This window comes from Rhizobium giardinii bv. giardinii H152 (assembly GCF_000379605.1).
In the GTDB taxonomy this organism is placed as follows: Bacteria; Pseudomonadota; Alphaproteobacteria; order Rhizobiales; family Rhizobiaceae; genus Pararhizobium; species Pararhizobium giardinii.
Genome location: NZ_KB902591.1, coordinates 100,506 through 122,424 on the forward strand (window position 1 = coordinate 100,506; position 21,919 = coordinate 122,424).

Sequence of the window (21,919 nt, forward strand, 5' to 3'; positions counted from 1 at the left end):
GGATCGCGATAGATCTAATGCAGGATCTGGCTGAGGAAGAGTTTGGTGCGCTCGTGCTGGGGATTGTCGAAGAACTCGGCCGGCGAGTTCTGCTCGACGATTTGGCCCTGGTCCATGAAGATCACGCGGTTGGCGACCTGGCGGGCGAAACCCATTTCGTGGGTGACGCACAGCATGGTCATGCCTTCCTCGGCGAGACCGACCATGGTGTCGAGCACCTCCTTGATCATTTCCGGATCGAGTGCCGAGGTCGGCTCGTCGAACAGCATGACGCGCGGGTTCATGCACAGCGAGCGGGCAATCGCCACACGCTGCTGCTGGCCACCGGAGAGCTGGCCCGGATATTTGTTGGCCTGTTCCGGGATCTTGACGCGCTTGAGGAAGTGCATGGCGACTTCTTCCGCCTGCTTCTTCGGCATCTTGCGCACCCAGATGGGCGCCAGGGTGCAGTTTTCCAGGATCGTCAGATGCGGGAAGAGGTTGAAGTGCTGGAACACCATGCCGACTTCGCGGCGCACTTCGTCGATTTTCTTCAGATCATTCGTCAGCTCGATGCCGTCGACGACGATCTTGCCCTTCTGATGCTCTTCCAGCCGGTTGATGCAGCGGATCATCGTCGATTTGCCGGAGCCAGACGGGCCGGCGATGACGATGCGCTCGCCGCGCATGACCTTAAGATTGATGTCGCGCAGAACGTGGAAATCCCCGTACCACTTGTTCATGCCGACGATTTCAATGGCGACGTCCGTGGACGAGACGGTCAGTTTCGATGCCAAAGCTTCATTTGCCATGACGTTTTCCCCTTATGTTATCGTTTGTGGCCCTTGTCGAGCAGGCGTTCCATGAAGCCGGAATAGCGCGACATGCCGAAGCAGAAAAGCCAGAAAGTAAAACCGGCGAAGATCAGGCCGGTCAGCGGCGTCACAGGCGAAGCCCAGTTGGCGTCCGAGAAGTTCTGGCGAACGATGCCGAGCAGGTCGAACATGCCGATGATCGAGACCAGCGACGTATCCTTGAACAGCCCGATAAAGGTGTTGACGATGCCCGGGATCACCAGTTTCAGCGCCTGCGGCAGGATGATCAGCCGCATCTTCTGCCAGTAGCCGAGCCCCAGCGAATCCGCACCTTCGGATTGTCCTTTCGGAATGGCCTGCAAACCGCCGCGCACCACTTCCGCCATGTAGGCGGATGCGAAGAACGACACCCCGATTACTGCGCGCAGGAATTTGTCGACTGTCATGCCCTGGGGCAAGAACAGCGGCAGCATCACGCTTGCCATGAAGAGAACGGTGATCAGCGGGATGCCGCGGACGATTTCGATGAAGATCGTGCAGATCATCCTAATGACCGGCATTTTCGATCGCCGCCCCAGCGCCAGAACGATGCCGAAAGGCAAGGAAACGGCGATCCCCACGAAGGAAAGAATGAGCGTGACCATCAGGCCACCCCAGAGCGGGGTTTCAACATAGGTGAGGCCGAAGACGCCGCCCAGCAGAAGGAAGAAGGCGACGACCGGAAGCACCCCGAACAGGAGAATGGCATTCCATCCCTTGAAGGGGATCTTCGGTATCAGCATCGGCACGAGAAGGGCAACGAACAGGATACCCACCAGCGTTGGGCGCCAGCGCTCTTCGATCGGATATCGGCCGAAGAGGAACTGGTCGAACTTTGCGCCGACGAAGGCCCAGCAGGCGCCGCTCCACCCTTCCGGCTGCGAGCCGCCCTGGGCAACGGTCGCACAAACTCCACGACCACCACCGGTCCAGGCTGCGTCGATGAACAGCCATTTGATCATCGGAGGCAGGAACCATGCAAGCAGCAGGATGGCAAGGATCGTCAGCACCGAATCCTTGGGCGTGGCGAAGAGGTTCTTCCGGAACCAGGCAATATAGCCTTTTTCCAGTATCGGCGGTGTCGATGGGGGCAGCATGCTGGTGCGAACGAAATTGGCTTGAGGCGCATTCATGATCTTATCTCTCCACCAATGCCATCTTGGCGTTGAACCAGTTCATGAACAGCGATGTCGACAGGCTGAGCGTCAGGTAGACGACAATCCAGATGCTGACGACTTCAACGGCCTGACCGGTCTGGTTGAGAATCGTGCCACCGACGGCAACCAGATCGGCGTAGCCGACCGCGATAGCCAACGAGGAGTTTTTCGTCAGATTGAGATATTGGCTGGTCAGCGGTGGGATGATGATCCGCATCGCCTGCGGCACGACGACCAGGCGGGTGGTCAGGCCCGGCCGAATGCCGAGCGCGTGAGCAGCCTCGGTCTGTCCATGACCGACACCGCGAATGCCGGCCCGGACGATTTCAGCGATGAAAGCCGCGGTGTAGAACGACAAGGCCAGGAACAGCGACAGGAATTCCGGACCGACCACCGAGCCGCCCGTCAGGTTGAATTTTCCGGCGATCGGAACGTCGAACGAAATCGGCATGCCGGTGGCCAGGAAAGTTATGACTGGCAGGCCGATCAGCATGCCGAGCACGATCCAAAGGACCGGTGGACGCTTGCCCGTGGCCAACTGCTTTTTGTTCGCGTATCGCACAAAGGCAATGCTGGCGATAATCGCAATAATCAGCGCGTAGAAGGTGAACTGCGCACCGCTGTCGAAAACCGGCCGGGGAAAGGCAAGACCGCGATTGTTGATATACATGTTGAGCGGTAGCGCCATCGACTCGCGCGGCTGCGGCAAGACGGCGAGAACGCCCGAATACCAGAAGAAGATGACGAGCAGCGGCGGAATGTTGCGGAAAACCTCGACATAGATCATCGACAGCTTGGCGATCAGCCAATTCTTCGACAACCGGCCGATGCCGATCAGGAAGCCGATGATCGTTGCCGTGATGATGCCGGTAACCGCGACGAGAATCGTGTTGAAGAAGCCGACGACCAGCGCACGGCCATAGGTCGAGTCACTGGTGAAGGCGACCAACGACTGGCCGACATCGAAGCCGGCGCGGCCGTTCAGGAAGCCGTAACCGGAAGCGATATTTGCACGCTTGAGATTCTCGATCGTATTATCGGTAACCCAGTAGACGAAAACGACGAGCAAAAGCAGCGTTAGGCCTTGGTAGATATAACCGCGGACCTTGGGATCGTTCAGGACCGAACCGGTCGACTTGTCCCTGCCAGGCGGAATCGTGGCGTCAATTGTCATTCAGAGCCTCTTTATCCCCTATTCGCCCTGTTTCGAGCGATTCTTATTATTGGAAGAGAAAGCGGCCGGAGCCGCTTTCTCGAGTCATTGCATGTGCTTAGCGTACCGGCGGTGCGTACTGGATGCCGCCCTTGCTCCACAGCGCGTTCAAGCCGCGTTCGATCTTGAGCGGGCTGCCGGCGCCGATGTTGCGGTCGAAGATTTCGCCGTAGTTACCGACACCCTTGATGACCTTCACGGCCCAATCGTTTTCGAGGCCGAGATCGGTACCGATCTTGGTATCGGCTTCAACGCCGAGGAAGCGCTGGATGTCCGGGTTCGGGGACTTCTTCATTTCTTCGACGTTTGCCTGGGTGATGCCGAAATCTTCGGCATTGATCAGCGCGTAGTGCACCCAGCTGACGATGTCGAACCACTGGTCGTCACCCTGGCGAACGGCCGGGCCGAGCGGCTCCTTGGAAATGATTTCCGGAAGGATCATGTGATCGTCCGGGGCAGCCAGGGTCAGACGCAGCGAGTAAAGGCCAGACTGGTCGGTCGTGTAGACGTCGCAACGGCCGGCGTCATAGGCAGCGTTCACTTCCTCGAGCTTTTCGAAGACGACCGGATTGTACTGCAGGTTGTTGGCCTTGAAGTAGTCGGCCAGGTTCAGCTCGGTCGTGGTGCCGGTCTGGACGCAGACGGCAGCGCCGGAAAGCTCAAGCGCCGACTTCACGTTCAGCGCCTTGCGGACCATGAAGCCCTGGCCGTCATAATAGTTGACCGGGCGGAAGTTGAAGCCGAGCGCCGTATCGCGGTTGATGGTCCAGGTCGTGTTACGGGCAAGCACATCGACTTCGCCCGACTGAAGCGCCGGGAAACGGTCCTTGGCGGAGGTCGGCGTGTATTTCACCTTCGTGGCGTCGCCGAAAATGGCTGCGGCAATGGCTTTGCAGTAATCGACGTCGAAGCCGCTCCAGTTGCCGGATGCGTCAGGCGACGCAAAGCCGGTCAGGCCGGTGTTGACGCCGCACTGCAGGAAGCCCTTTGCCTTGACGTCGCCAAGCGTCGTCGCCGACGCGGCCTGAGCGCCAAGCCCCATGACGGCAGCGCCGAGAAGCGCTGTCAGAATTCTTTTTGCCATTTTTAGAACCTTTTTCTGTTGTCTTTGTTCTTGTCCACACCCGCTGCTCGCGGTCGAGCGCAAGGCGCGGCCCCCGCCACCCTCCTGGCGCGAGTGCTCTATCTCATTCCCAAAACCGCGCAGGGTCAAGGACACGTTGCCGTTTTTCTCGGTCGCAGGTGGAGAATCGTTGCTGGAGCCGCATGTTTGGGCAATTTTTAGCTGTTGAAAGCATTTTTTTGTATAAAAAACCGCCAGAATCCAAATTTTTGTCACCAGAATCGATTTTTTCATCAATTGGATAGCCCTTCGCAGCGAAGTCTCTTGACCCATCCGGAGAGCGGGTCGACAAGTGCGGCAAAACGATAGACCTCGGACGGATTCTCCCATGAATGACAAGAAGAGCTTTCTCGCCGGCGCGGGTGCAAATACACGGCTGGCTCACATCGGCAATGATCCCTCGGACTACCATGGTTTCGTGAACCCGCCTGTCGTGCATGCGTCTACCGTCCTGTTCCCCAATGCAAAGACCATGGAGACCCGGGCGCAGAAATACACCTATGGCACGCGCGGGACGCCGACCACAGACGCATTGTGCGAGGCCATAGACGAACTGGAAGGCTCGGCCGGCACCATCCTCGTTCCTTCGGGGCTTGCCGCCGTCACTGTTCCGTTTCTGGCGTTCCTCGCGGCCGGCGACCATGCGCTGATCGTCGATTCGGTCTATTTCCCGACCCGGCATTTCTGCGACACGATGCTGAAGCGGCTCGGAGTGAGTGTTGACTACTACGATCCGATGATCGGTGCCGGCATCGAAAGCCTGATCAAACCCAACACGAAGCTCGTGCACACCGAAGCGCCGGGCTCGAACACGTTCGAAATGCAGGACATCAGCGCGATTTCGGCGGTCGCCCACCGCCACGGCTGCGTCGTGACCATGGACAATACCTGGGCGACGCCGCTTTATTTCAAGCCGCTCGACCATGGCGTCGATATCTCGATCCACGCGTCGACCAAATACCCCTCCGGTCATTCCGATATCCTGCTCGGCACCGTATCGGCCAATGCCGCGCATTGGGAGCAACTCAAGGAAGCCAATATCACGCTCGGCATCTGCGCTTCTCCCGATGACAGCTACCAGATCCTGCGCGGCCTGCGCACCATGGGCGTTCGCCTCGACAGACATCAGGAAAGCACGTTGAATATCGCCCGCTGGCTGGAAGAGCGCGAGGACGTGGCGCGCGTGTTGCATCCGGCGCTGCCGAGTTTTCCGGGCCACGAACTCTGGAAGCGGGATTTTACCGGATCCAGCGGCATCTTTTCCTTCGTCCTGAAGACCGAGAGCCCGGACCGCTTCAAGGCCAAGGCGCATGCCTTCCTTGATGCATTGTCGCTGTTCGGGCTTGGTTATTCCTGGGGCGGCTTCGAAAGCCTCGCCCTCCATGTCGGCTTGTCTGATCGCAAGGTCTGCAAAGCGCCGAGCGAAGGTTCGGTTCTTCGCCTGCAGATCGGCCTGGAGGACGTGGCGGATATCCGCAAGGATATCGAGGCCGGCCTCGCGGCGGCAAAATCCGTGTAATCCTCAGTCGCGCGGTTCGTATCCATAGAGCCAGTCGAAATCGGCGGCCAGGCTTTCGGGCCGCCGTAGCGACAATACCAGATCACGCCCGAACCGGACGGGGCCGCGGGCGTGATAGACGAACCGGTTGAAAGCGCCGCGGGAGCGGACAGGCGCGACGCGAGCTTTCCTGTGATCGGCAAAGGCTGCGAGAGACTGCCCGCGGGCGACGAAGGCCGCAAGTTCGAAGGCATCTTCAATCGCCATTGCGGCGCCCTGGGCGGCAAACGGCATCATCGCGTGGGCTGCGTCGCCGATCAGGACCGTTCCGCCGTGATGCCATGCGCCCTCGCTGACCTCGTAGAGCGGCCAGATCGTCGGCTCCGGCGCGTTCCGCAGCATGTCGACAATTTCCGGATGCCAGCCGGAAAAGGCGGCTAGCAGCTGTTTTCGCGTTTTGTCTGGCGGGAGGACGCGATCGGGCGTTTCCTTCGGATCGTGTCCGCCGGTGATTGCCACGACATTGAAGCTGTGCAGCCGCGGTAGCGGGTAGACGACGAGGTGCGCACCTGCGCCGAGAAATGCCGACACGGTCGCCGCATCGAAAATCGCTGGGGCATTTGCCTGACTGAGCGTCAATCGCCACGCGACATTGCCGGAAAACCGTGCTTTGCCAGATCCTTGGATATGATTCCTGACCTTGGACCAGACGCCGTCGGCGCCGATGACGAGGCTGGGTTCCTTGCCCAGGACATGCGCCATGGCATCGGGCGATCCGTCATCGATCCGCAGCCCAAGATGCAGGCGACACAGCGGCGCGGCGTCGACGGCGGCAAGCAGGACCTTCTGAAGGTCTGCCCTGTGCAGGACGCCGTAGGGTGCTTTCCAGCGGTGCCGCGCGAAGGATCCGGCCGGCACCGACGCAATCGTTCGAAACGTGTTTCCGTTGACAAGGCGGATTTCCGCCGGTTCGCACCACACCTGCTCAAGCTGCGGCGTCAGCCCGAGTGCGCCGAGGATGCGGGTGGCGTTGGGGGAGAGTTGCAGTCCGGCGCCCGTCTCGCTCAGGACCAAAGTCTGCTCGAGGATGTCGCTCGCGATGCCCTTGCGGGCAAGACACAACGCGGCCGTGAGGCCGGCGATGCCGGCTCCCACGATCGCAACCGCCCCACCCTGCGTCATGGAAAAAACTTTCGCCGGAACGTGTCAGGCGGCCTTTGCATTGAAGGTGCAGCCATCGGGCACCGTCTGGTCCGCATGAAGCTTGGCATTGTAGCGGTACAGCGTCGAACAGTAGGAGCAGACCTTCTCGTTGTCGTCGCCCATGTCGATATAGATGTGGGGGTGATCAAACGGAACGGAGGCGCCAGTACACATGAATTCCTTGACGCCGATCTCGATCACCGCGTGGCCGCCGTCGTTCTGAAAGTGAGGGATACCGTGCCCGGCCATGTCATGCTCCACTTGCGTCGTCTGGAAGAATAGTCGAATTCGGCGGCACCATAGAAAGCTTTGCGCAAAAAGTGTAGCGGCAAAGATGCCGCGGCCGCGCGTTTTTTGCCGCGCCGGGGTTTTCCCTATCGGGCCGGTATCATAGGTTCGGCGAAAAACAGGATATTCCCATGGATTTGAATCCCCCGCCCTTTTCGACATTTTACCATGATGGGCTGAACATCGCCTATTTCGACGAGGGCGACCCGTCGGGTGATCCGATACTTCTCATTCATGGATTCGCCTCCACCGCCAATGTGAACTGGGTCTACCCGGGTTGGCTGAAGACGCTCGGCGATGCCGGATATCGGGTGATCGCACTCGATAATCGCGGCCATGGCGCCAGCGACAAGCCGCATGATCCGACCGTTTACCACCCACCGGCAATGGCCGGCGACGCGATCGCGCTGCTCGACCATCTCGGCATCGCCGAGGCGCATGTGATGGGCTATTCCATGGGGGCGCGCATTTCTGCCTTTCTGACGCTCGCCAACCCCCATCGCGTCCGCTCCCTCATTCTCGGCGGACTCGGCATCGGCATGGTGACCGGGGTCGGAGAATGGGATCCGATCGCAGACGCGCTCACAGCGCCGTCCCTCGATGTGGTGACCCATGAGCGCGGCCGTATGTTCCGTGCCTTTGCCGACCAGACGAAAAGCGACCGCCATGCACTTGCGGCCTGCATCTCGACCTCGCGCGACCTTCTTTCCATCGAGGAGGTGGGGCGGATCGATGTGCCGGTGCTGGTTGCCGTGGGTACGAAGGACGATATCGCCGGCTCACCGCAAGAGCTCGCAACGCTCATTCCGCACGCCCTGGCGCTGGATATTCCCGGCCGGGACCATATGCTGGCCGTCGGCGACCGGGTCTTCAAGAAAGCCGCGCTCGAGTTTCTGGCGAGGGTCGGGCAGGCGTGAAGCAGCCGGAGTGTTTTAGCGCTCATTTTCGGACAGGCATTTATATCCGGGCCGATTTGGCCTATATCATCATCGACGACGTACTACGAAGGAGAGCGGCGATGGTCGCCAGAACTGACATACGCCCGACCGAGACCGTGAAGATCATGGACCCGATCTGGGACGCCCTGCAGGAGGAGGCGCGCGCCGCCGCCCAGCAGGACCCATTGCTTGCGGCGTTTCTCTACTCGACCATCATCAATCAGCGTTCGCTGGAAGACAGCGTCATCTATCGCATATGCGAGCGGCTCGATCATCCCGACCTGCAGGCCAACCTGCTGCGGCAGACCTTTGCGGAAATGCTGGAAGACTGGCCGGAATGGGGGGCGATCCTGCGCGTCGATATCCAGGCGGTCTACGACCGCGACCCTGCCTGCACGCGGTTCCTGGAAGCAATCCTCTATTTCAAGGGGTTCCATGCGATCCAGACCCATCGGCTGGCACATTGGCTGCTGAACCGTGGCCGCCGCGATTTTGCCCTCTACCTGCAGAGCCGCTCTTCCTCCGTATTCCAGACGGATATCAATCCCGCAGCACGCGTCGGCAAGGGCATCTTCCTTGATCACGCAACGGGGCTCGTCGTCGGAGAAACCGCGGTGATCGGCGACAATGTCTCCATCCTGCATGGCGTGACGCTTGGCGGCACCGGCAAAGAGGGCAGCGACCGTCATCCGAAGATCGGCAATGGCGTGCTGATCGGTGCCGGGGCGAAGATTTTGGGTAACATCCACATCGGCAATTGCTCGCGCGTGGCTGCGGGGTCGGTCGTGCTCAAGGAAGTCCCGCCGAAAACCACGGTGGCCGGCGTCCCGGCTCGGGTCGTGGGCGAGGCGGGCTGCTCCGAGCCGTCGCGTTCCATGGACCAGTTGCTGGTTTCGTTCGAGATCTGATTTGCAGCGATTTGTCGGCTGGCGGCCGAGCCAAGGGGTTTACACCGCTTGAGGCGCCGTGCAAGAAGCGGCGCAAATCAAACCCGCCATGGAGAAAAGACTTGAAGCCCGAAGAAATCAGAAAACTCGAAGCCTATTTCAAGCGCACTTTCAACCAGTCGATGGTCATCAAGGCGCGTCCGAAGAAGGACGAGTCCGCCGAAGTCTACCTCGGCGATGAGTTTCTGGGCGTTGTCTTCCGTGATGAGGAAGATGGCGAGCTGTCCTACAATTTTTCGATGGCCATTCTCGACATCGACCTCTGATCGCTCGCTGCAGTTGAGTTGATCGCTTTTAACCCGGCTCTGATTTCAGGCCGGGTTGTTTTCATAAATCATATTATTCATTTATTTTTTTTGAAAAAACGCCTCCAATTCCGCCGTTTTTCATCAAGCTGTTGCAATGACAGTATTTTATTGCGCTGCACGTATACATTGACTTTATTGTGCAGCGCACATAAATTGCAGTTGTCGTGAGCGTCAAAAAGAGGAGCAGCCCGATGTTCAATTTCGAAGATGCAAACAAGAAAAGCAAAGAATCGATTGATACGATGTTGAAGAGCTATGCCACGCTGACCAAGGCCTTCCAGGCGATCGCCACCGAAGCCGCCGACTATTCGAAGAAGAGTTTTGAGGACAGCGTTGCGCACCTTGAAAAGATCACTACCGTCAAGAGCGTCGAGGCTGCTTTCGAACTGCAGACCAACTACTTGAAATCGGTCTATGAAAACTATGTGGCTGAGGCCTCGAAGATCGGCGAAATGTATGCCGACCTCGCCAAGGATGCCTACAAGCCCTACGAAGCCCCGATCGCCAAGGCGACGGCTGCCGTCAAGTCCACGACCGCTGCCGCAGCGTAACGCAGCGATCCACGACTCCACATCAGTTCTTGAAAAACCGGCTGCGCATCGCGCGGCCGGTTTTTTGTTGCGCGCATCAGGCGGGGCGACCGGAGGGTCAAGAAAGTTGGTCAATCTTTGGGTCTGTGACGCAAATATGATTGCAGTGCAGGAGAACAGCCTTAAAATCCGGAAAAGAACCACTAGATTATGTTTCACGAACAGGCCGTGAATACCTCCCAAGCATTTGCGGCCGGACAAGGGAATGAAGTAGAATGATCGCCATGCCGGTCTGGATGCAAAAAGACAGCGACGGGGATGGGGGCAATGCCAACCGCGGCACGTCTGTCATCACTCGGACAAAGCCGAAGACCAAGAAGCCGAGCCTGTACCGCGTACTGCTTTTGAATGACGACTACACGCCAATGGAATTCGTGATTCATATCCTGGAGCGGTTTTTCCAGAAGGATCGCGAAGCGGCAACACTGATCATGCTGCACGTTCACAACCACGGCGTGGGTGAATGCGGTGTATTCACCTACGAAGTTGCCGAAACCAAAGTGACGCAAGTGATGGATTTCGCCCGCCAGCATCAGCACCCGCTGCAATGCGTCATGGAAAAGAAATGAGGAACTGACGTGCCAACATTTTCGACCAGCCTTGAAAAGGCGCTGCACCAGGCTCTGACGCTGGCAAATGAGCGCCATCACGAATATGCCACGCTGGAGCATCTGCTGCTGGCGCTGATCGACGATGCCGATGCGTCGGCGGTCATGGGGGCATGCAACGTTAATCTCGACAGCCTTCGCAAGACCGTGTCAGACTACGTCGACAACGAACTCGGCAACCTGGTTACCGGTTATGACGAGGATTCCAAGCCGACGGCGGGCTTTCAACGGGTTATCCAGCGGGCGGTCATCCACGTTCAATCGTCGGGTCGAGAAGAGGTGACGGGGGCCAATGTTCTGGTTGCCATCTTCGCCGAACGCGAGAGCCATGCCGCCTATTTCCTGCAGGAGCAGGAGATGACCCGCTACGACGCGGTCAATTTCATCTCGCACGGCATCGGCAAGCGACCAGGATCGTCGGAGACGCGTACCCCGCGCGGTGCCGACGAGCCGGAATCCGAGCAGAAGCCGTCGCGCGAGCAGGACGAAGCCGGACCGAAGAAGCAGCAGGATGCGCTGACCGCCTATTGTATCAACCTCAACGAGAAGGCCAAGGGTGGCAAGATCGATCCGCTGATCGGCCGCCACTCGGAGGTCAACCGCACCATCCAGATCTTGTGCCGCCGTTCGAAGAACAACCCGCTCTACGTCGGCGACCCCGGCGTCGGCAAGACGGCGATCGCCGAGGGCCTCGCCAAGCGCATTGTCGAGAAGAAGGTGCCGGAAGCGTTGCAGGACGCGACGATCTTCTCGCTCGACATGGGCACGCTGTTGGCTGGCACGCGGTATCGCGGCGACTTCGAAGAACGCTTGAAGCAGGTCGTCAAGGAACTGGAAGACTATCCGGGTGCTGTCCTGTTCATCGACGAGATTCACACCGTGATCGGCGCCGGGGCGACCTCGGGCGGCGCCATGGACGCCTCCAACCTGTTGAAGCCGGCTCTGTCCTCGGGGTCGATCCGCTGCATTGGCTCGACCACCTACAAGGAGTATCGCCAGTTCTTCGAGAAGGACCGGGCACTCGTCCGCCGCTTCCAGAAGATCGACGTCAACGAACCGACGATCCCCGATACGATCGAGATCATGAAGGGCCTGAAACCCTATTTCGAGGACTATCACAAGCTGAAATACTCGAACGAGGCGATCAAGTCTGCCGTCGAGCTTTCGGCCCGCTACATCAATGACCGCAAGCTGCCGGACAAGGCGATCGACGTGATCGACGAGACCGGTGCCGCGCAGATGTTGCTGCCGCAGAACAAGCGGCGCAAGCTGATCACCGAGAAGGAGATCGAAGCGACGATCGCGACGATGGCCCGCATTCCGCCGAAGACCGTTTCCAAGGACGACGAGACCGTGCTCGCCAATCTGGAAAAGGAACTGCGGTCGGTCGTCTACGGTCAGGATCTGGCGATCGAGGCCCTGGCTTCGGCGATCAAGCTGGCGCGTGCCGGCCTTCGCGAACCGAACAAGCCGATCGGCTCCTATGTCTTTTCCGGTCCGACCGGTGTCGGCAAGACGGAAGTTGCCAAGCAGCTCGCAGTCTCGCTCGGCGTGGAACTGATTCGTTTCGACATGTCGGAATATATGGAACGTCATACGGTCTCGCGCCTGCTTGGAGCGCCTCCCGGCTATGTCGGCTTCGACCAGGGCGGCCTCTTGACCGATAGCATCGACCAGCACCCGCATTCGGTGTTGCTGCTCGACGAGATCGAGAAGGCCCATCCGGACCTGTTCAACATCCTGCTGCAGGTCATGGACCATGGCTCGCTGACGGATCACAACGGCAAGAAGATAGACTTCCGTAACGTCATCCTGATCATGACGACGAATGCTGGCGCGTCCGAAATGGCCAAGGCGGCGATCGGCTTCGGTTCCGCGAAGCGCGAAGGTGAGGACGTCGAGGCGCTGAACCGGCTGTTCACGCCCGAATTCCGCAACCGTCTCGATGCGGTGATCCCGTTCGGCTCGCTGCCGACGCCGGTCATCCACCAGGTGGTGCAGAAGTTCGTCATGCAGCTTGAAACGCAGCTTGCCGAGCGCAACGTGACCTTCGACCTGCATCCTGATGCGATCGCCTGGCTCGCCGACAAGGGCTACGACGAGAAGATGGGCGCACGGCCGCTGGCGCGCGTCATCCAGGAAAGTGTCAAGAAGCCGCTGGCCGACGAAATCCTCTTCGGCAAGCTGAAGAAGGGCGGTGTCGTCAAGGTGACCGTCGGTATCAAGGCCGATGGCACCAAGGGTCTGATCCTCGACGCCGTGCCTGAAACGGCGCGGATCAAGCCGAAGGCCGAGGTGGTCGCGCCGGTAAGGAAGTCAGCCAAGGCGGCAAAGCCGAAGGAAATGGAAATTGTCGGCGCTGATCCGGAAGGCAGCGCCAAGCCGAAGAAGGCTGCGAAGGCAACCGCCAAGACCGAGGAGCCGGGCAGTGCCGTCCCCCCGGCAGCGCCCCGCAAGGGACGCACGGTGCCGAAGGTGCCGCGCAAGAAGTAAGCGGCTGCAACATACAGACACAGTGCCGGGCGGAATGGTCCGGCACTGTTTTTTTGTGGCATGAACCAGCGGATGTTTTGATGAAAAATGGCGAGACGGCCGGCTCTGCGCGGCATTGGTTCCTGGCCGGCATGATGGGTATATTCAGCCTGCCGGCGACCATCCTGATGCTGTCCTTCGTCGGCTTTTGTGCGTTCACCGCGCAGGCCGGTATCCCGGTCGAGCAGGTGGTATTCATGGTCGGCGCCGTCTGGGCACTGCCCGCCAAGGTCATCCTCGTCAGCTCGATTCTCGGTGGTGCCAACGTGCTGACAGCCTTTATCGCGGTGACCCTGTCCTCCATCCGGCTGATGCCGATGGTGGCGGCCCTCGTGCCGGAAATCCGCACGCAGCGGACTCCGACCTGGCTGCTGCTGTTACTCTCTCATTTCGTGGCGATCACGGCATGGGTGTTTGCGATGGAGCGGGTGCAATCCGTGCCGCGCGAGCGGCGGATCGTCTTTTTTGCCGGGTTCGGCATCACCCTCGTGTTGGCCAACATGACACTCGTGGGGGTGGTCTACCAGTTTGTGACGGAGTTTCCGCCCATCGTCGCCGGCTGCCTGTTCTTCCTGACGCCCGTCTATTTTCTCGCGTCGATCTGGAGTTCGGCGCGTCACCCGGTGATTTACGTGGCGCTCGCTGTCGGCCTCGTCGCCGGTCCGGTGTTCTACTGGATCGCGCCGGAGTTCGACATCCTGCTGGCCGGCGTCGGCGGCGGGACGGCCGCCTGGCTGGCCGAGCGCAGCTGGCGTCAACGCAAGGAGGCGCGCGCATGACCGTGCTTGAAGGCTGGTGGGCCTATGTCTTCATCGCGATCGCTGGCTGGCTTGCGACGGATATCTGGCGCTGGCTGGGGGTGCTGGCGGGCAACCGGCTGCGGGAGGATTCGGAAGCTTTGAACTGGGTGAGGGCGGTTGCCACCGCTCTGGTAGCGGCGGTCATCGCCAAGCTCGTTCTCTACCCGACCGGGGTGCTGGAACAATCGCCGCTCTGGCTTCGCCTCGGATCTGTTGTCGCGGGCGCGGCCGCCTTTTTTGCCGCGCGCCAGAAGCCTGCGATCGGTATCGCCACGGCCATCGGTGTGCTGGCCGTGGGATTGTACGCGCTCGGATTCTGAGCAGCCTCAGCCGGCAAGGGCTTGCCTGATTTTCGCGGCATTGGCCGCAAGAACCGACCCGTCTTCCATCTTGCCGGAATGCGGCCGCAACGGCACGCCCTCGCGACGGGGAATGACGTGGAAATGCAGGTGGAACACCGATTGGCCTGCCGGCGCTTCATTGAACTGCATGATCGTCACGCCATCGGCATCGAAGGCTTCCTGCGCCGCGATGGCGATTTTCTGTACGACCGCAATCAACGGGCCGAGCGTTGCCGGATCGGCGTCGAGAATGTTGCGCGATGCTGCTTTTGGGATGACCAGGACGTGGCCTTCCGCCTGTGGCATGACATCCATGATGACGAGGGTGCTGTTGTCTTCATAGACCTTCTGCGCCGGGATCTCGCCGCGCAGGATCTTGGCAAAAATATTGTCGCTGTCGTAGGCGCCGCTGTTCATCTGCCTCTTCCTTCTAAGTAATGTGTCTTCAAAATGGTTGCCGTGTTCAGTCGTCCAGATCCTGCCGCTCGCCTTTGCGGAACGGGCTGTGATCGGCAAGAATACCGCCGATCTGCTCGACTTCCCGCCGCTCGCGGTCGAGATAATCCGCGACAGCGCGTTTCAATCCGGGATGGGCGATGAAATGTGCCGAATGGGTCGTCACCGGAAGATACCCACGCGCCAGCTTGTGTTCACCCTGGGCGCCGGCCTCTACGCGCTTCAGTCCTCTGGAAATTGCAAAATCGATCGCCTGATGATAGCAGACCTCGAAATGCAGGAAGGGATGGTCTTCGATGGCCCCCCAATGGCGGCCGTAAAGTGCGTCGCTGCCGATGAAATTGATCGCGCCGGCAATATAGCGGCCGTTGCGCTTGGCCATGACCAGCAGGATGTCGTCCGCCATTCGCTCGCCGATCAGCGAATAGAATTTGCGGGTAAGATACGGACGGCCCCATTTGCGGCTACCGGTATCCATGTAGAAAGCGAAGAACTGGTCCCAGACGCTTTCCGTCAGATCCCCGCCGGTCAGCCAATCGATGCTGATGCCGTGCTCAACCGCCGTCCGGCGCTCCTTCTTGAGCGCCTTGCGCTTCCGGGACGCGAGTGTTTCCAGGAAATCGTTGTGGGATGTGTAGCCGTGATTGAAGAAATGAAACTGCTGATCGGTCCGGTGCAGGAAACCGGCGTTTTCGAGTGTCGGCATTTCTTCTTCCGGCACGAACGTCACGTGTGCCGATGACACCTTGTGGCGGCGCACCAGTTCCTGCAGCCCGAGAGCGAGTGACTCGCGAACCGCGCCCGTATTGCCGTTCGTCGCACTCAAGAGCCGCGGCCCGGTCGCCGGAGTGAAGGGGACCGCGCATTGCAGTTTCGGATAGTAGCGTCCGCCGGCCCGCTCGAGCGCATCGGCCCAGCCATGATCGAAGACATATTCGCCCTGGCTGTGGTTTTTCAGATAGCAGACGAGGCCGCCTGCAAGGCCGCCGTCGCCGGCCTCCATCAACAGGTGCTGGCCAAGCCAGCCGGTATCCGCGGTCGCCGAGCCGGATTCCTCCAGTGAAGAGAGATAGGCGTGCGAAACGAACGGATTGTAGAGACCGCCGTTCTGTCCTTTGGCGGTCCCGGACAATCCGTCCCAGCTTTCCTTCGGAATGTCCTGGAAGGAGGTTTCGATGCGGATTTTCACTTCGCCGGTCATTCTTTAAGCGGTGAGCCTTTCCTTTGGATCAAATCCCTCGAACGTCATCTGGTCCGCATGACTGAACGTGTGATCTGCGCCAGCCTCATCCCTCACGGTCCAGGTCAGAACCGGTCGTCCAAGGGCGCGTTCCTTGGTGATGAACGAATTTGGCAAATCGCCATAGAAATAGGAAATAAAATCAAGACCAAGCTGCATCGCTTCTTCGTGAGTGAAGAAGGACTCCGGCTGGTTGCCACCCGCCGTCAGTCCCAGAGGATAAGGCGGGTCGAGCGCCTTAAGGTCCTTGAGCAGCCAGTGGTCGAAGCTCATCAGGGCAACATGGCCCTGATAGCCTTCCAGCGTTTCCAGCACCGCGTCGGCAAAGCCCTCGTCGTCGCCCTTGCGGCCCTTGAGTTCGAGGATCAGCGGCACGCGGCCTTTCACAAGCCGTAGCAGTTGGCCGAGTGTCGGCACTTTGTCGGCGGTGCCGCCGATCGCGACGAGTGCCAGTTCACCGGCCGTCTTTTCGCGGATATCGCCCTTGATGCCGCAAAGCCGCTGCATGTCGTCATCGTGGAAGACCACGGGCACGCTGTCTGCGGTATATTGCAGGTCGCATTCAATGGCGAAGCCATGTTCCGCCGCCCGGGAAAAGGCAGACAGCGTGTTTTCCCAGATGGCATGGTTCATGTCGTGATAGCCGCGATGCGCGATCGGTTGCGCGGTCAGCCAGGAGAGGTCTTTCATGGGACAGGATTCCGTTATGCGATTTCGATGACGGCATCGATCTCGACGGCGGCATTAAAGGGCAGGGCGGCCATGCCGACGGCTGCGCGGGCGTGAATTCCGGCATCGCCGAGAACCTTGGCGATCAGGTTGGATGCCCCGTTCATGACCAGATGCTGCTCGATAAATGTCGTGGTGGAGGCGATGAAGCCGTTGAGCTTGACGACGCGGCGGATGCGCGAGAGATCGCCGCCAAGTGCTGCCTTGGCCTGGGCGAGAATGTTGATGGCGCAGAGTTCGGCTGCGCGCTGACCTGTCGCGACGTCGACGCCGTCGCCGAGATGTCCGGTGATGGCAACCTTGCCGTTCTCCATCGGCAGTTGGCCGGAGATATAAAGATGCGATCCGCTGATGACGAAGGGGACATAGTTTGCGGCAGGAGCTGCGGCCTGCGGCAGGGTGATTCCCAGTTCCTTGATGCGTGCTTCGATTTCTGCGGACATGGATAACTCCGTTGTGTTTTGTCACCAAATGCTGCATGCAAGGCGTGATTCATGAAGTGATAAAATACCGCTTCGCGATCATCTATGCCTCGCTTTCGCCGGATGTGTTCTTATAGCATTGGCGGCGAGTCCAACAGGAGGAAACGGATGTTTCGTTCAGGCTTTGCCTCCGCCATTCTGGCATGGGCGTGTTTCTCAGGCGTGACGGTCGGCGGCGCTTCTGCGGCTTCCGCCAATATCCTGGTGCCTCACCGTGCCGTGTATGATCTGGAACTGAAAGACGCATCCGAGCGCTCCGGAATTTCCGGAATGTACGGCCGGATGGTCTATGAATTCAACGGCTCCGCCTGCGAGGGATATACCGTCAGTTTCCGTTTCGTCACCAAGGTCGATACCGGCGAGGAAGTCAGGCTGACGGACCAGCAGACGACGACCTACGAGGACCTGAAGAACGGCAATTTCCGTTTCCTGACGCGTTCGTTCACCGACGAGAAGCTGGACAAGGAAGTGCGTGGCTCCGCCCACGAGGCCGAGCAAGGCGTGAAGGTCGATCTGACTTCGCCGGACAAGCGTCAGGTCGATCTCGCCCAGAGCCTGTTTCCGACCGAGCACATGCTGGAGGTCATCGATCGGGCAAAGAAGGGGGATACCCTGTTCGAATCCCGCATCTTCGACGGTTCCGACTCGGGCGACAAGACGCTGATCACCACGACGATGGTGGGCAAACAGCGAAACCCGGTTGCCGATGACGGCGACGCCGGCAAAGCCGGCGCCATGGCTTCCAAGCCCTATTGGCCGGTGACCATCTCCTATTTCAACGACGACATGACCGGTGACGCGCTGCCGATCTACCGCATGGAGTTCAAGCTGTACGAAAACGGCATCACCCGCGATCTGACGATGGACTACGGCGACTTCGTGCTGACCGGCAAGCTCGCTGACCTCGAAGTCTTCAAGCAGGGCGACTGCAAGTAGAGGCCGCGCCGTAATCCCATATTTTATGTCTTCGCCCTTGATTTATCGGGCAACAGGGGATATGGGCACCACATTCCACACGTAAGGTTTGGGACCGTCCGGGAGAAATCCGGCCAGTTCCACCCGGTGGCGCCTTCGAAGAAGGTGCTGTTTGCCTTGCGGAGGTTCAACCGGAAAAGGAGAAAAAGGCATGGCATTGCCTGATTTCAGCATGCGCCAGCTTCTGGAAGCTGGTGTTCACTTCGGTCACCAGACTCATCGCTGGAACCCGAAAATGAAGCCGTACATCTTCGGCGATCGCTCGAACGTTCACATCATCGACCTCGCACAGACCGTGCCGATGCTGTCGCGCGCCCTGCAGGTCGTCAGCGACACGGTTGCCAAGGGCGGCCGCGTTCTGTTCGTCGGCACCAAGCGCCAGGCGTCCGAAATCATCGCTGACGCTGCCAAGCGTTCGGCCCAGTACTACGTCAACGCCCGCTGGCTCGGCGGCATGATGACCAACTGGAAGACGATTTCGAACTCGATCCAGCGCCTGCGCAAGCTCGACGAAATCCTTAACTCGGAAGCTTCCGGCTTCACCAAGAAGGAACGTCTGAACCTCGAGCGCGAACGCGAAAAGCTGAACCGCGCCCTCGGCGGTATCCGCGATATGGGCGGCGTGCCGGATCTGATGTTCATCATCGACACCAACAAGGAATCGATCGCCATCGACGAAGCCAAGCGCCTTGGCATCCCGGTCGTCGCGATCATCGATTCGAACTGCGACCCGGACCAGATCGACTTCCCGATCCCCGGCAACGACGACGCTTCGCGCGCGATCTCGCTCTATTGCGATCTGATCTCCCGTGCTGCCCTTGACGGTATCGCCCGTCAGCAGAGCTCGTCCGGTCGCGACCTCGGCGCCTCCGCCGAACTGCCGATCGAGCCGGCTCTCGAAGAAGCCGCCGAAGCCTGATCGGGCCGGACGGCGGGATCTTCCCGCCGCTCCTCTAGATAAAATCAGGGCAAGGCCGTTTACGACTGAAGAAGTGAACGGCCTTGTTCTTTTGCATCGGGCCACCCCCCAAGGACACTGGCTTTTATGATGCGCATCATCGGGATGAAGCTTTCATCACGATGTCACATTCAGGGGTCATGCCCTGCCACATCCTCCTGGTATCGCGCCGGCATTCTGGCAGCGCGCCAGCCGAACAAACGAAGAGGCAAAAAAGATGAGCACTATTACAGCAGCAATGGTGAAGGAACTGCGCGAAAAGACCGGCGCAGGCATGATGGATTGCAAGAAGGCACTCGGCGAAACCAATGGCGACATGGAAGCCGCGATCGACTGGCTGCGCGCCAAGGGCATTGCCAAGGCCGACAAGAAGTCCGGCCGTGCAGCTGCCGAAGGCTTGATCGGCGTTGCCAGCAACGGCAATAAGGCCGTCGTCATCGAACTCAACTCGGAAACCGACTTCGTTGCCCGCAACGATGCCTTCCAGGAACTGGTTCGCGGCGTTGCCGGCGTCGCTCTCGGCACCAATGGCTCGGTTGAAGCTATTTCCGCCGCCAACTACCCGGCGACCGGCAAGTCCGTTGCTGAAAGCATCACCGATGCAATCGCCACGATCGGCGAAAACATGGCGCTGCGCCGTTCCGCTTTGCTGTCTGTCGAAGACGGTGTCGTTGCCACCTACGTTCACAACTCCGTTGCAGACGGCCTCGGCAAGCTCGGCGTTCTCGTCGCGCTGAAGTCGACCGGCGACAAGGACGCGCTGAACGCCATCGGCCGCCAGGTAGCCATGCACATCGCTGCCACCAACCCGCTGGCCATCCGTTCGACCGAGGTCGATCCGGTCGTTGCCGACCGCGAGCGCTCGATCTTCATCGAGCAGTCCCGCGCTTCCGGCAAGCCGGACAATATCATCGAAAAGATGGTTGAAGGCCGCATGCGCAAGTTCTTCGAGGAAGTCGCTCTTCTCTCGCAGGCTTTCGTCATGAACCCGGACCTGACCGTCGAAGCTGCCGTCAAGGAAGCTGAAAAGGCTGTCGGCGCACCGATCGAAGTCGTCGGCATGGCCCGTCTTCTTCTCGGCGAAGGCGTCGAGAAGGAAGAAAGCGACTTCGCCGCTGAAGTGGCAGCCGTCGCCAAGGGTTGATTTCTTCATCCTGATTGGGAAAACCGGGGGGCATCGCGTGACAACGCGGTGCCCTTCGTGTATCCGGCATCATCATCCCATTGACGCAGGCTCGCTCGGAAAATGATCGAGGCGATATCGGCCGCGCGGGGATGAAAGATCAGTTTTACGCACCATCTCGCATAGGTGTGCCTTCTTGGACAGGAGTGACGATGTCGGCCGAACCTCTCTTCAAACGCGTGCTGCTAAAAGCTTCGGGCGAAGCGCTCATGGGGAACCAGGGCTTCGGCATCGATGTCGCGGTTGCCGACCGGATCGCCTCGGACATTGCCCAAGCGCGCGCCATGGGAGTGGAAGTCGGCGTGGTTGTCGGCGGCGGCAACATTTTTCGTGGGGTCGCCGTGGCATCCAAGGGTGGTGACCGGGTAACCGGCGACCACATGGGCATGCTGGCAACGGTGATCAACGCGCTGGCTCTGGCGACGTCCCTGCGCAAGCTCGACATCGACACCGTGGTGCTCTCGGCAATTGCCATGCCGGAAATCTGCGAAAGCTTTTCGCAGCGCGCGACGCTTTATCATCTGTCGCTCGGCCGCGTGGTGATCTTTGCCGGCGGTACCGGCAATCCGTTCTTCACCACCGATAGTGCGGCTGCGCTGCGTGCAGCCGAAATGGGCGCGGAGGCGATCTTCAAGGGAACGCAGGTCGACGGCATCTACACCGCCGACCCGAAGAAGGATCCGACCGCGACGCGGTTCGACCGCTTGACGCACAGCGAAGTTCTGGAACGAGGCTTGGCTGTCATGGATGTTGCAGCCGTGGCGCTGGCGCGCGAAAACAGCATTCCGATCATCGTGTTCTCGATCCATGAGAAGGGCGGCTTCGCAGAAATCTTGACCGGCGGCGGTCGAGCCACCATCGTAACAGACAATTGAGCAATACAGGGCGGTGGCCATGCCGCCGCGATAAAACGGGAGTTTGATCCATGAGTGAAGGTATTGACCTGAGTGATCTGAAGCGCCGCATGGAAGGTGCGATCACCGCGTTCAAGCACGATATCGCATCGCTGCGCACTGGTCGTGCATCCGCCAATGTTCTCGATCCGGTTATGGTTGAAGCCTATGGTTCGCGCGTTCCGCTGAACCAAGTCGCAAATATCACCGTTCCGGAAGCGCGCATGCTCGGCGTTTCGATCTGGGACAAGTCCATGGTCGGCGCCGTCGATCGTGCAATCCGGGAATCGAATCTCGGCCTCAATCCGATCGTCGACGGCCAGAATTTGCGCATTCCCCTGCCTGAGCTCAACGAAGAGCGCCGCAAGTCGCTGGTGAAAGTTGCGCATGATTACAGCGAGAAGGCGAAGATCGCGGTGCGCAACGTTCGTCGCGACGGCATGGACAGCTTGAAAAAAGCCGAAAAGGACGGCGACATTGGCCAGGACGTGAGCCGCAGCCAGTCGGAAAAGGTCCAGAAAATGACCGACGAGATGATTTCCGACATCGACCGCTTGCTCGCCGAGAAGGAAAAGGAAATCATGCAGGTCTAGACTGCCCTTTTCCGAGTCTCTGTTTTTCCGG

The 21,919-nt window shown here is 59.6% G+C and carries 24 protein-coding genes; 14 read left to right on the forward strand and 10 right to left on the reverse strand.

Translation table 11 applies throughout. The features are described from left to right. Positions 1-14 precede the first annotated feature (14 nt). From A3AY_RS0108110 to A3AY_RS0108125, 4 genes are all read right to left on the reverse strand, one after another. Positions 15-791 carry an amino acid ABC transporter ATP-binding protein gene (locus A3AY_RS0108110; protein WP_018325183.1) on the reverse strand — a complete coding sequence of 259 codons (777 nt, stop codon included), beginning with the start codon at positions 789-791 and terminating at the stop codon, positions 15-17. 17 nt (positions 792-808) lie between these two features. Further along, complete coding sequence (locus tag A3AY_RS0108115; protein ID WP_018325184.1) at positions 809-1,966, reverse strand: amino acid ABC transporter permease; 1,158 nt, start codon at positions 1,964-1,966, stop codon at positions 809-811. A gap of 4 nt (positions 1,967-1,970) precedes the next feature. Next, on the reverse strand, positions 1,971-3,164 hold the full coding sequence (locus A3AY_RS0108120; RefSeq protein WP_018325185.1) for an amino acid ABC transporter permease: 1,194 nt from the start codon (positions 3,162-3,164) through the stop codon (positions 1,971-1,973). A gap of 97 nt (positions 3,165-3,261) precedes the next feature. Further along, entirely contained in the window at positions 3,262-4,287 is a 1,026-nt protein-coding gene (locus A3AY_RS0108125; protein ID WP_018325186.1) for an amino acid ABC transporter substrate-binding protein, read from the reverse strand. A 367-nt stretch (positions 4,288-4,654) separates the two neighbouring features. Here A3AY_RS0108125 and A3AY_RS0108130 point away from each other — a divergent pair, with 367 nt between their 5' ends. Continuing rightward, a complete protein-coding gene (locus A3AY_RS0108130; RefSeq protein ID WP_018325187.1) occupies positions 4,655-5,845 on the forward strand; it encodes a cystathionine beta-lyase in 1,191 nt (396 codons plus the stop codon). Positions 5,846-5,848: 3 nt separating this feature from the next. On the opposite strand, the gene A3AY_RS0108135 is transcribed toward A3AY_RS0108130, so the two are convergent. Both A3AY_RS0108135 and A3AY_RS0108140 read right to left on the reverse strand, forming a co-directional pair. Beyond that, on the reverse strand, positions 5,849-7,006 hold the full coding sequence (locus A3AY_RS0108135; protein ID WP_018325188.1) for an FAD-dependent monooxygenase: 1,158 nt from the start codon (positions 7,004-7,006) through the stop codon (positions 5,849-5,851). A 24-nt stretch (positions 7,007-7,030) separates the two neighbouring features. Next, positions 7,031-7,276: a zinc-finger domain-containing protein gene (locus A3AY_RS0108140; protein WP_018325189.1), complete on the reverse strand. Its 246-nt coding sequence runs from the start codon at positions 7,274-7,276 to the stop codon at positions 7,031-7,033. Positions 7,277-7,446: 170 nt separating this feature from the next. Between A3AY_RS0108140 and A3AY_RS0108145 the strand changes: the two genes are divergently transcribed. The 8 genes from A3AY_RS0108145 (at position 7,447) to A3AY_RS0108180 (ending at position 14,358) form a co-directional block, all read left to right on the forward strand. Continuing rightward, on the forward strand, positions 7,447-8,232 hold the full coding sequence (locus tag A3AY_RS0108145) for an alpha/beta fold hydrolase (protein ID WP_018325190.1): 786 nt from the start codon (positions 7,447-7,449) through the stop codon (positions 8,230-8,232). Positions 8,233-8,333: 101 nt separating this feature from the next. Next, positions 8,334-9,161 carry a serine O-acetyltransferase gene (cysE, locus tag A3AY_RS0108150; protein ID WP_018325191.1) on the forward strand — a complete coding sequence of 276 codons (828 nt, stop codon included), beginning with the start codon at positions 8,334-8,336 and terminating at the stop codon, positions 9,159-9,161. 101 nt (positions 9,162-9,262) lie between these two features. Next, entirely contained in the window at positions 9,263-9,466 is a 204-nt protein-coding gene (locus A3AY_RS0108155; protein ID WP_018325192.1) for a DUF3126 family protein, read from the forward strand. 233 nt (positions 9,467-9,699) lie between these two features. Continuing rightward, positions 9,700-10,059, forward strand: coding sequence for a phasin family protein (locus tag A3AY_RS0108160; RefSeq protein WP_018325193.1), 360 nt, complete (start codon positions 9,700-9,702; stop codon positions 10,057-10,059). Between the two features lie 254 nt (positions 10,060-10,313). Beyond that, complete coding sequence (gene clpS / locus A3AY_RS0108165) at positions 10,314-10,667, forward strand: ATP-dependent Clp protease adapter ClpS (RefSeq protein ID WP_018325194.1); 354 nt, start codon at positions 10,314-10,316, stop codon at positions 10,665-10,667. Positions 10,668-10,676: 9 nt separating this feature from the next. Beyond that, positions 10,677-13,199, forward strand: coding sequence for an ATP-dependent Clp protease ATP-binding subunit ClpA (clpA, locus tag A3AY_RS0108170; RefSeq protein WP_018325195.1), 2,523 nt, complete (start codon positions 10,677-10,679; stop codon positions 13,197-13,199). 80 nt (positions 13,200-13,279) lie between these two features. Further along, positions 13,280-14,017, forward strand: a complete 738-nt coding sequence (locus A3AY_RS0108175) for an AzlC family ABC transporter permease (protein ID WP_018325196.1) — start codon at positions 13,280-13,282, stop codon at positions 14,015-14,017. Then, positions 14,014-14,358, forward strand: a complete 345-nt coding sequence (locus A3AY_RS0108180) for an AzlD domain-containing protein (RefSeq protein WP_018325197.1) — start codon at positions 14,014-14,016, stop codon at positions 14,356-14,358. The genes A3AY_RS0108175 and A3AY_RS0108180 overlap by 4 nt, the downstream gene beginning before the upstream one ends. 6 nt (positions 14,359-14,364) lie before the next feature. Here the strand turns inward: A3AY_RS0108180 and A3AY_RS0108185 are convergent, their stop codons facing one another. From A3AY_RS0108185 to A3AY_RS0108200, 4 genes are read right to left on the reverse strand one after another with little or no spacing between them, the layout of a single operon-like run. Next, complete coding sequence (locus A3AY_RS0108185; protein ID WP_018325198.1) at positions 14,365-14,796, reverse strand: HIT family protein; 432 nt, start codon at positions 14,794-14,796, stop codon at positions 14,365-14,367. 46 nt (positions 14,797-14,842) lie between these two features. Beyond that, entirely contained in the window at positions 14,843-16,036 is a 1,194-nt protein-coding gene (locus tag A3AY_RS0108190) for a GNAT family N-acetyltransferase (RefSeq protein ID WP_018325199.1), read from the reverse strand. Between the two features lie 3 nt (positions 16,037-16,039). Further along, positions 16,040-16,765 (reverse strand): glycerophosphodiester phosphodiesterase, encoded by a 726-nt coding sequence (locus tag A3AY_RS0108195; RefSeq protein WP_018325200.1) that lies wholly within the window; start codon positions 16,763-16,765, stop codon positions 16,040-16,042. A 14-nt stretch (positions 16,766-16,779) separates the two neighbouring features. Continuing rightward, the gene (locus tag A3AY_RS0108200) at positions 16,780-17,247 is read right to left on the reverse strand and encodes a RidA family protein (protein WP_018325201.1); all 468 of its coding nucleotides are present in this window, start codon (positions 17,245-17,247) and stop codon (positions 16,780-16,782) included. A gap of 147 nt (positions 17,248-17,394) precedes the next feature. Between A3AY_RS0108200 and A3AY_RS0108210 the strand changes: the two genes are divergently transcribed. The 5 genes from A3AY_RS0108210 (at position 17,395) to frr (ending at position 21,888) form a co-directional block, all read left to right on the forward strand. Next, entirely contained in the window at positions 17,395-18,222 is an 828-nt protein-coding gene (locus A3AY_RS0108210; protein ID WP_018325202.1) for a cell envelope integrity EipB family protein, read from the forward strand. 190 nt (positions 18,223-18,412) lie between these two features. Further along, positions 18,413-19,180 carry a 30S ribosomal protein S2 gene (gene rpsB / locus A3AY_RS0108215; protein ID WP_018325203.1) on the forward strand — a complete coding sequence of 256 codons (768 nt, stop codon included), beginning with the start codon at positions 18,413-18,415 and terminating at the stop codon, positions 19,178-19,180. 256 nt (positions 19,181-19,436) lie between these two features. Beyond that, positions 19,437-20,363 (forward strand): translation elongation factor Ts, encoded by a 927-nt coding sequence (tsf, locus tag A3AY_RS0108220; RefSeq protein ID WP_026203232.1) that lies wholly within the window; start codon positions 19,437-19,439, stop codon positions 20,361-20,363. A 191-nt stretch (positions 20,364-20,554) separates the two neighbouring features. Next, positions 20,555-21,277 carry a UMP kinase gene (gene pyrH / locus A3AY_RS0108225; RefSeq protein WP_018325205.1) on the forward strand — a complete coding sequence of 241 codons (723 nt, stop codon included), beginning with the start codon at positions 20,555-20,557 and terminating at the stop codon, positions 21,275-21,277. Positions 21,278-21,327: 50 nt separating this feature from the next. Next, complete coding sequence (gene frr, locus A3AY_RS0108230) at positions 21,328-21,888, forward strand: ribosome recycling factor (protein WP_018325206.1); 561 nt, start codon at positions 21,328-21,330, stop codon at positions 21,886-21,888. Positions 21,889-21,919 lie beyond the last annotated feature (31 nt).

Bases quoted from the DNA above. Each gene is read 5' to 3' on its own strand.
- A3AY_RS0108180 (WP_018325197.1), top strand. From the start codon at position 14,014: ATGACCGTGCTTGAAGGCTGGTGGGCCTATGTCTTCATCGCGATCGCT.
- pyrH (WP_018325205.1), top strand. From the start codon at position 20,555: ATGTCGGCCGAACCTCTCTTCAAACGCGTGCTGCTAAAAGCTTCGGGC.
- A3AY_RS0108145 (WP_018325190.1), top strand. From the start codon at position 7,447: ATGGATTTGAATCCCCCGCCCTTTTCGACATTTTACCATGATGGGCTG.
- A3AY_RS0108120 (WP_018325185.1), bottom strand. From the start codon at position 3,164: ATGACAATTGACGCCACGATTCCGCCTGGCAGGGACAAGTCGACCGGT.
- A3AY_RS0108175 (WP_018325196.1), top strand. From the start codon at position 13,280: ATGAAAAATGGCGAGACGGCCGGCTCTGCGCGGCATTGGTTCCTGGCC.
- rpsB (WP_018325203.1), top strand. From the start codon at position 18,413: ATGGCATTGCCTGATTTCAGCATGCGCCAGCTTCTGGAAGCTGGTGTT.
- tsf (WP_026203232.1), top strand. From the start codon at position 19,437: ATGAGCACTATTACAGCAGCAATGGTGAAGGAACTGCGCGAAAAGACC.
- A3AY_RS0108110 (WP_018325183.1), bottom strand. From the start codon at position 791: ATGGCAAATGAAGCTTTGGCATCGAAACTGACCGTCTCGTCCACGGAC.
- A3AY_RS0108115 (WP_018325184.1), bottom strand. From the start codon at position 1,966: ATGAATGCGCCTCAAGCCAATTTCGTTCGCACCAGCATGCTGCCCCCA.
- frr (WP_018325206.1), top strand. From the start codon at position 21,328: ATGAGTGAAGGTATTGACCTGAGTGATCTGAAGCGCCGCATGGAAGGT.
- cysE (WP_018325191.1), top strand. From the start codon at position 8,334: ATGGTCGCCAGAACTGACATACGCCCGACCGAGACCGTGAAGATCATG.
- A3AY_RS0108135 (WP_018325188.1), bottom strand. From the start codon at position 7,006: ATGACGCAGGGTGGGGCGGTTGCGATCGTGGGAGCCGGCATCGCCGGC.
- A3AY_RS0108195 (WP_018325200.1), bottom strand. From the start codon at position 16,765: ATGAAAGACCTCTCCTGGCTGACCGCGCAACCGATCGCGCATCGCGGC.
- A3AY_RS0108130 (WP_018325187.1), top strand. From the start codon at position 4,655: ATGAATGACAAGAAGAGCTTTCTCGCCGGCGCGGGTGCAAATACACGG.
- clpS (WP_018325194.1), top strand. From the start codon at position 10,314: ATGATCGCCATGCCGGTCTGGATGCAAAAAGACAGCGACGGGGATGGG.
- A3AY_RS0108140 (WP_018325189.1), bottom strand. From the start codon at position 7,276: ATGGCCGGGCACGGTATCCCTCACTTTCAGAACGACGGCGGCCACGCG.
- A3AY_RS0108160 (WP_018325193.1), top strand. From the start codon at position 9,700: ATGTTCAATTTCGAAGATGCAAACAAGAAAAGCAAAGAATCGATTGAT.
- A3AY_RS0108200 (WP_018325201.1), bottom strand. From the start codon at position 17,247: ATGTCCGCAGAAATCGAAGCACGCATCAAGGAACTGGGAATCACCCTG.
- A3AY_RS0108125 (WP_018325186.1), bottom strand. From the start codon at position 4,287: ATGGCAAAAAGAATTCTGACAGCGCTTCTCGGCGCTGCCGTCATGGGG.
- A3AY_RS0108210 (WP_018325202.1), top strand. From the start codon at position 17,395: ATGTTTCGTTCAGGCTTTGCCTCCGCCATTCTGGCATGGGCGTGTTTC.
- A3AY_RS0108190 (WP_018325199.1), bottom strand. From the start codon at position 16,036: ATGACCGGCGAAGTGAAAATCCGCATCGAAACCTCCTTCCAGGACATT.
- A3AY_RS0108185 (WP_018325198.1), bottom strand. From the start codon at position 14,796: ATGAACAGCGGCGCCTACGACAGCGACAATATTTTTGCCAAGATCCTG.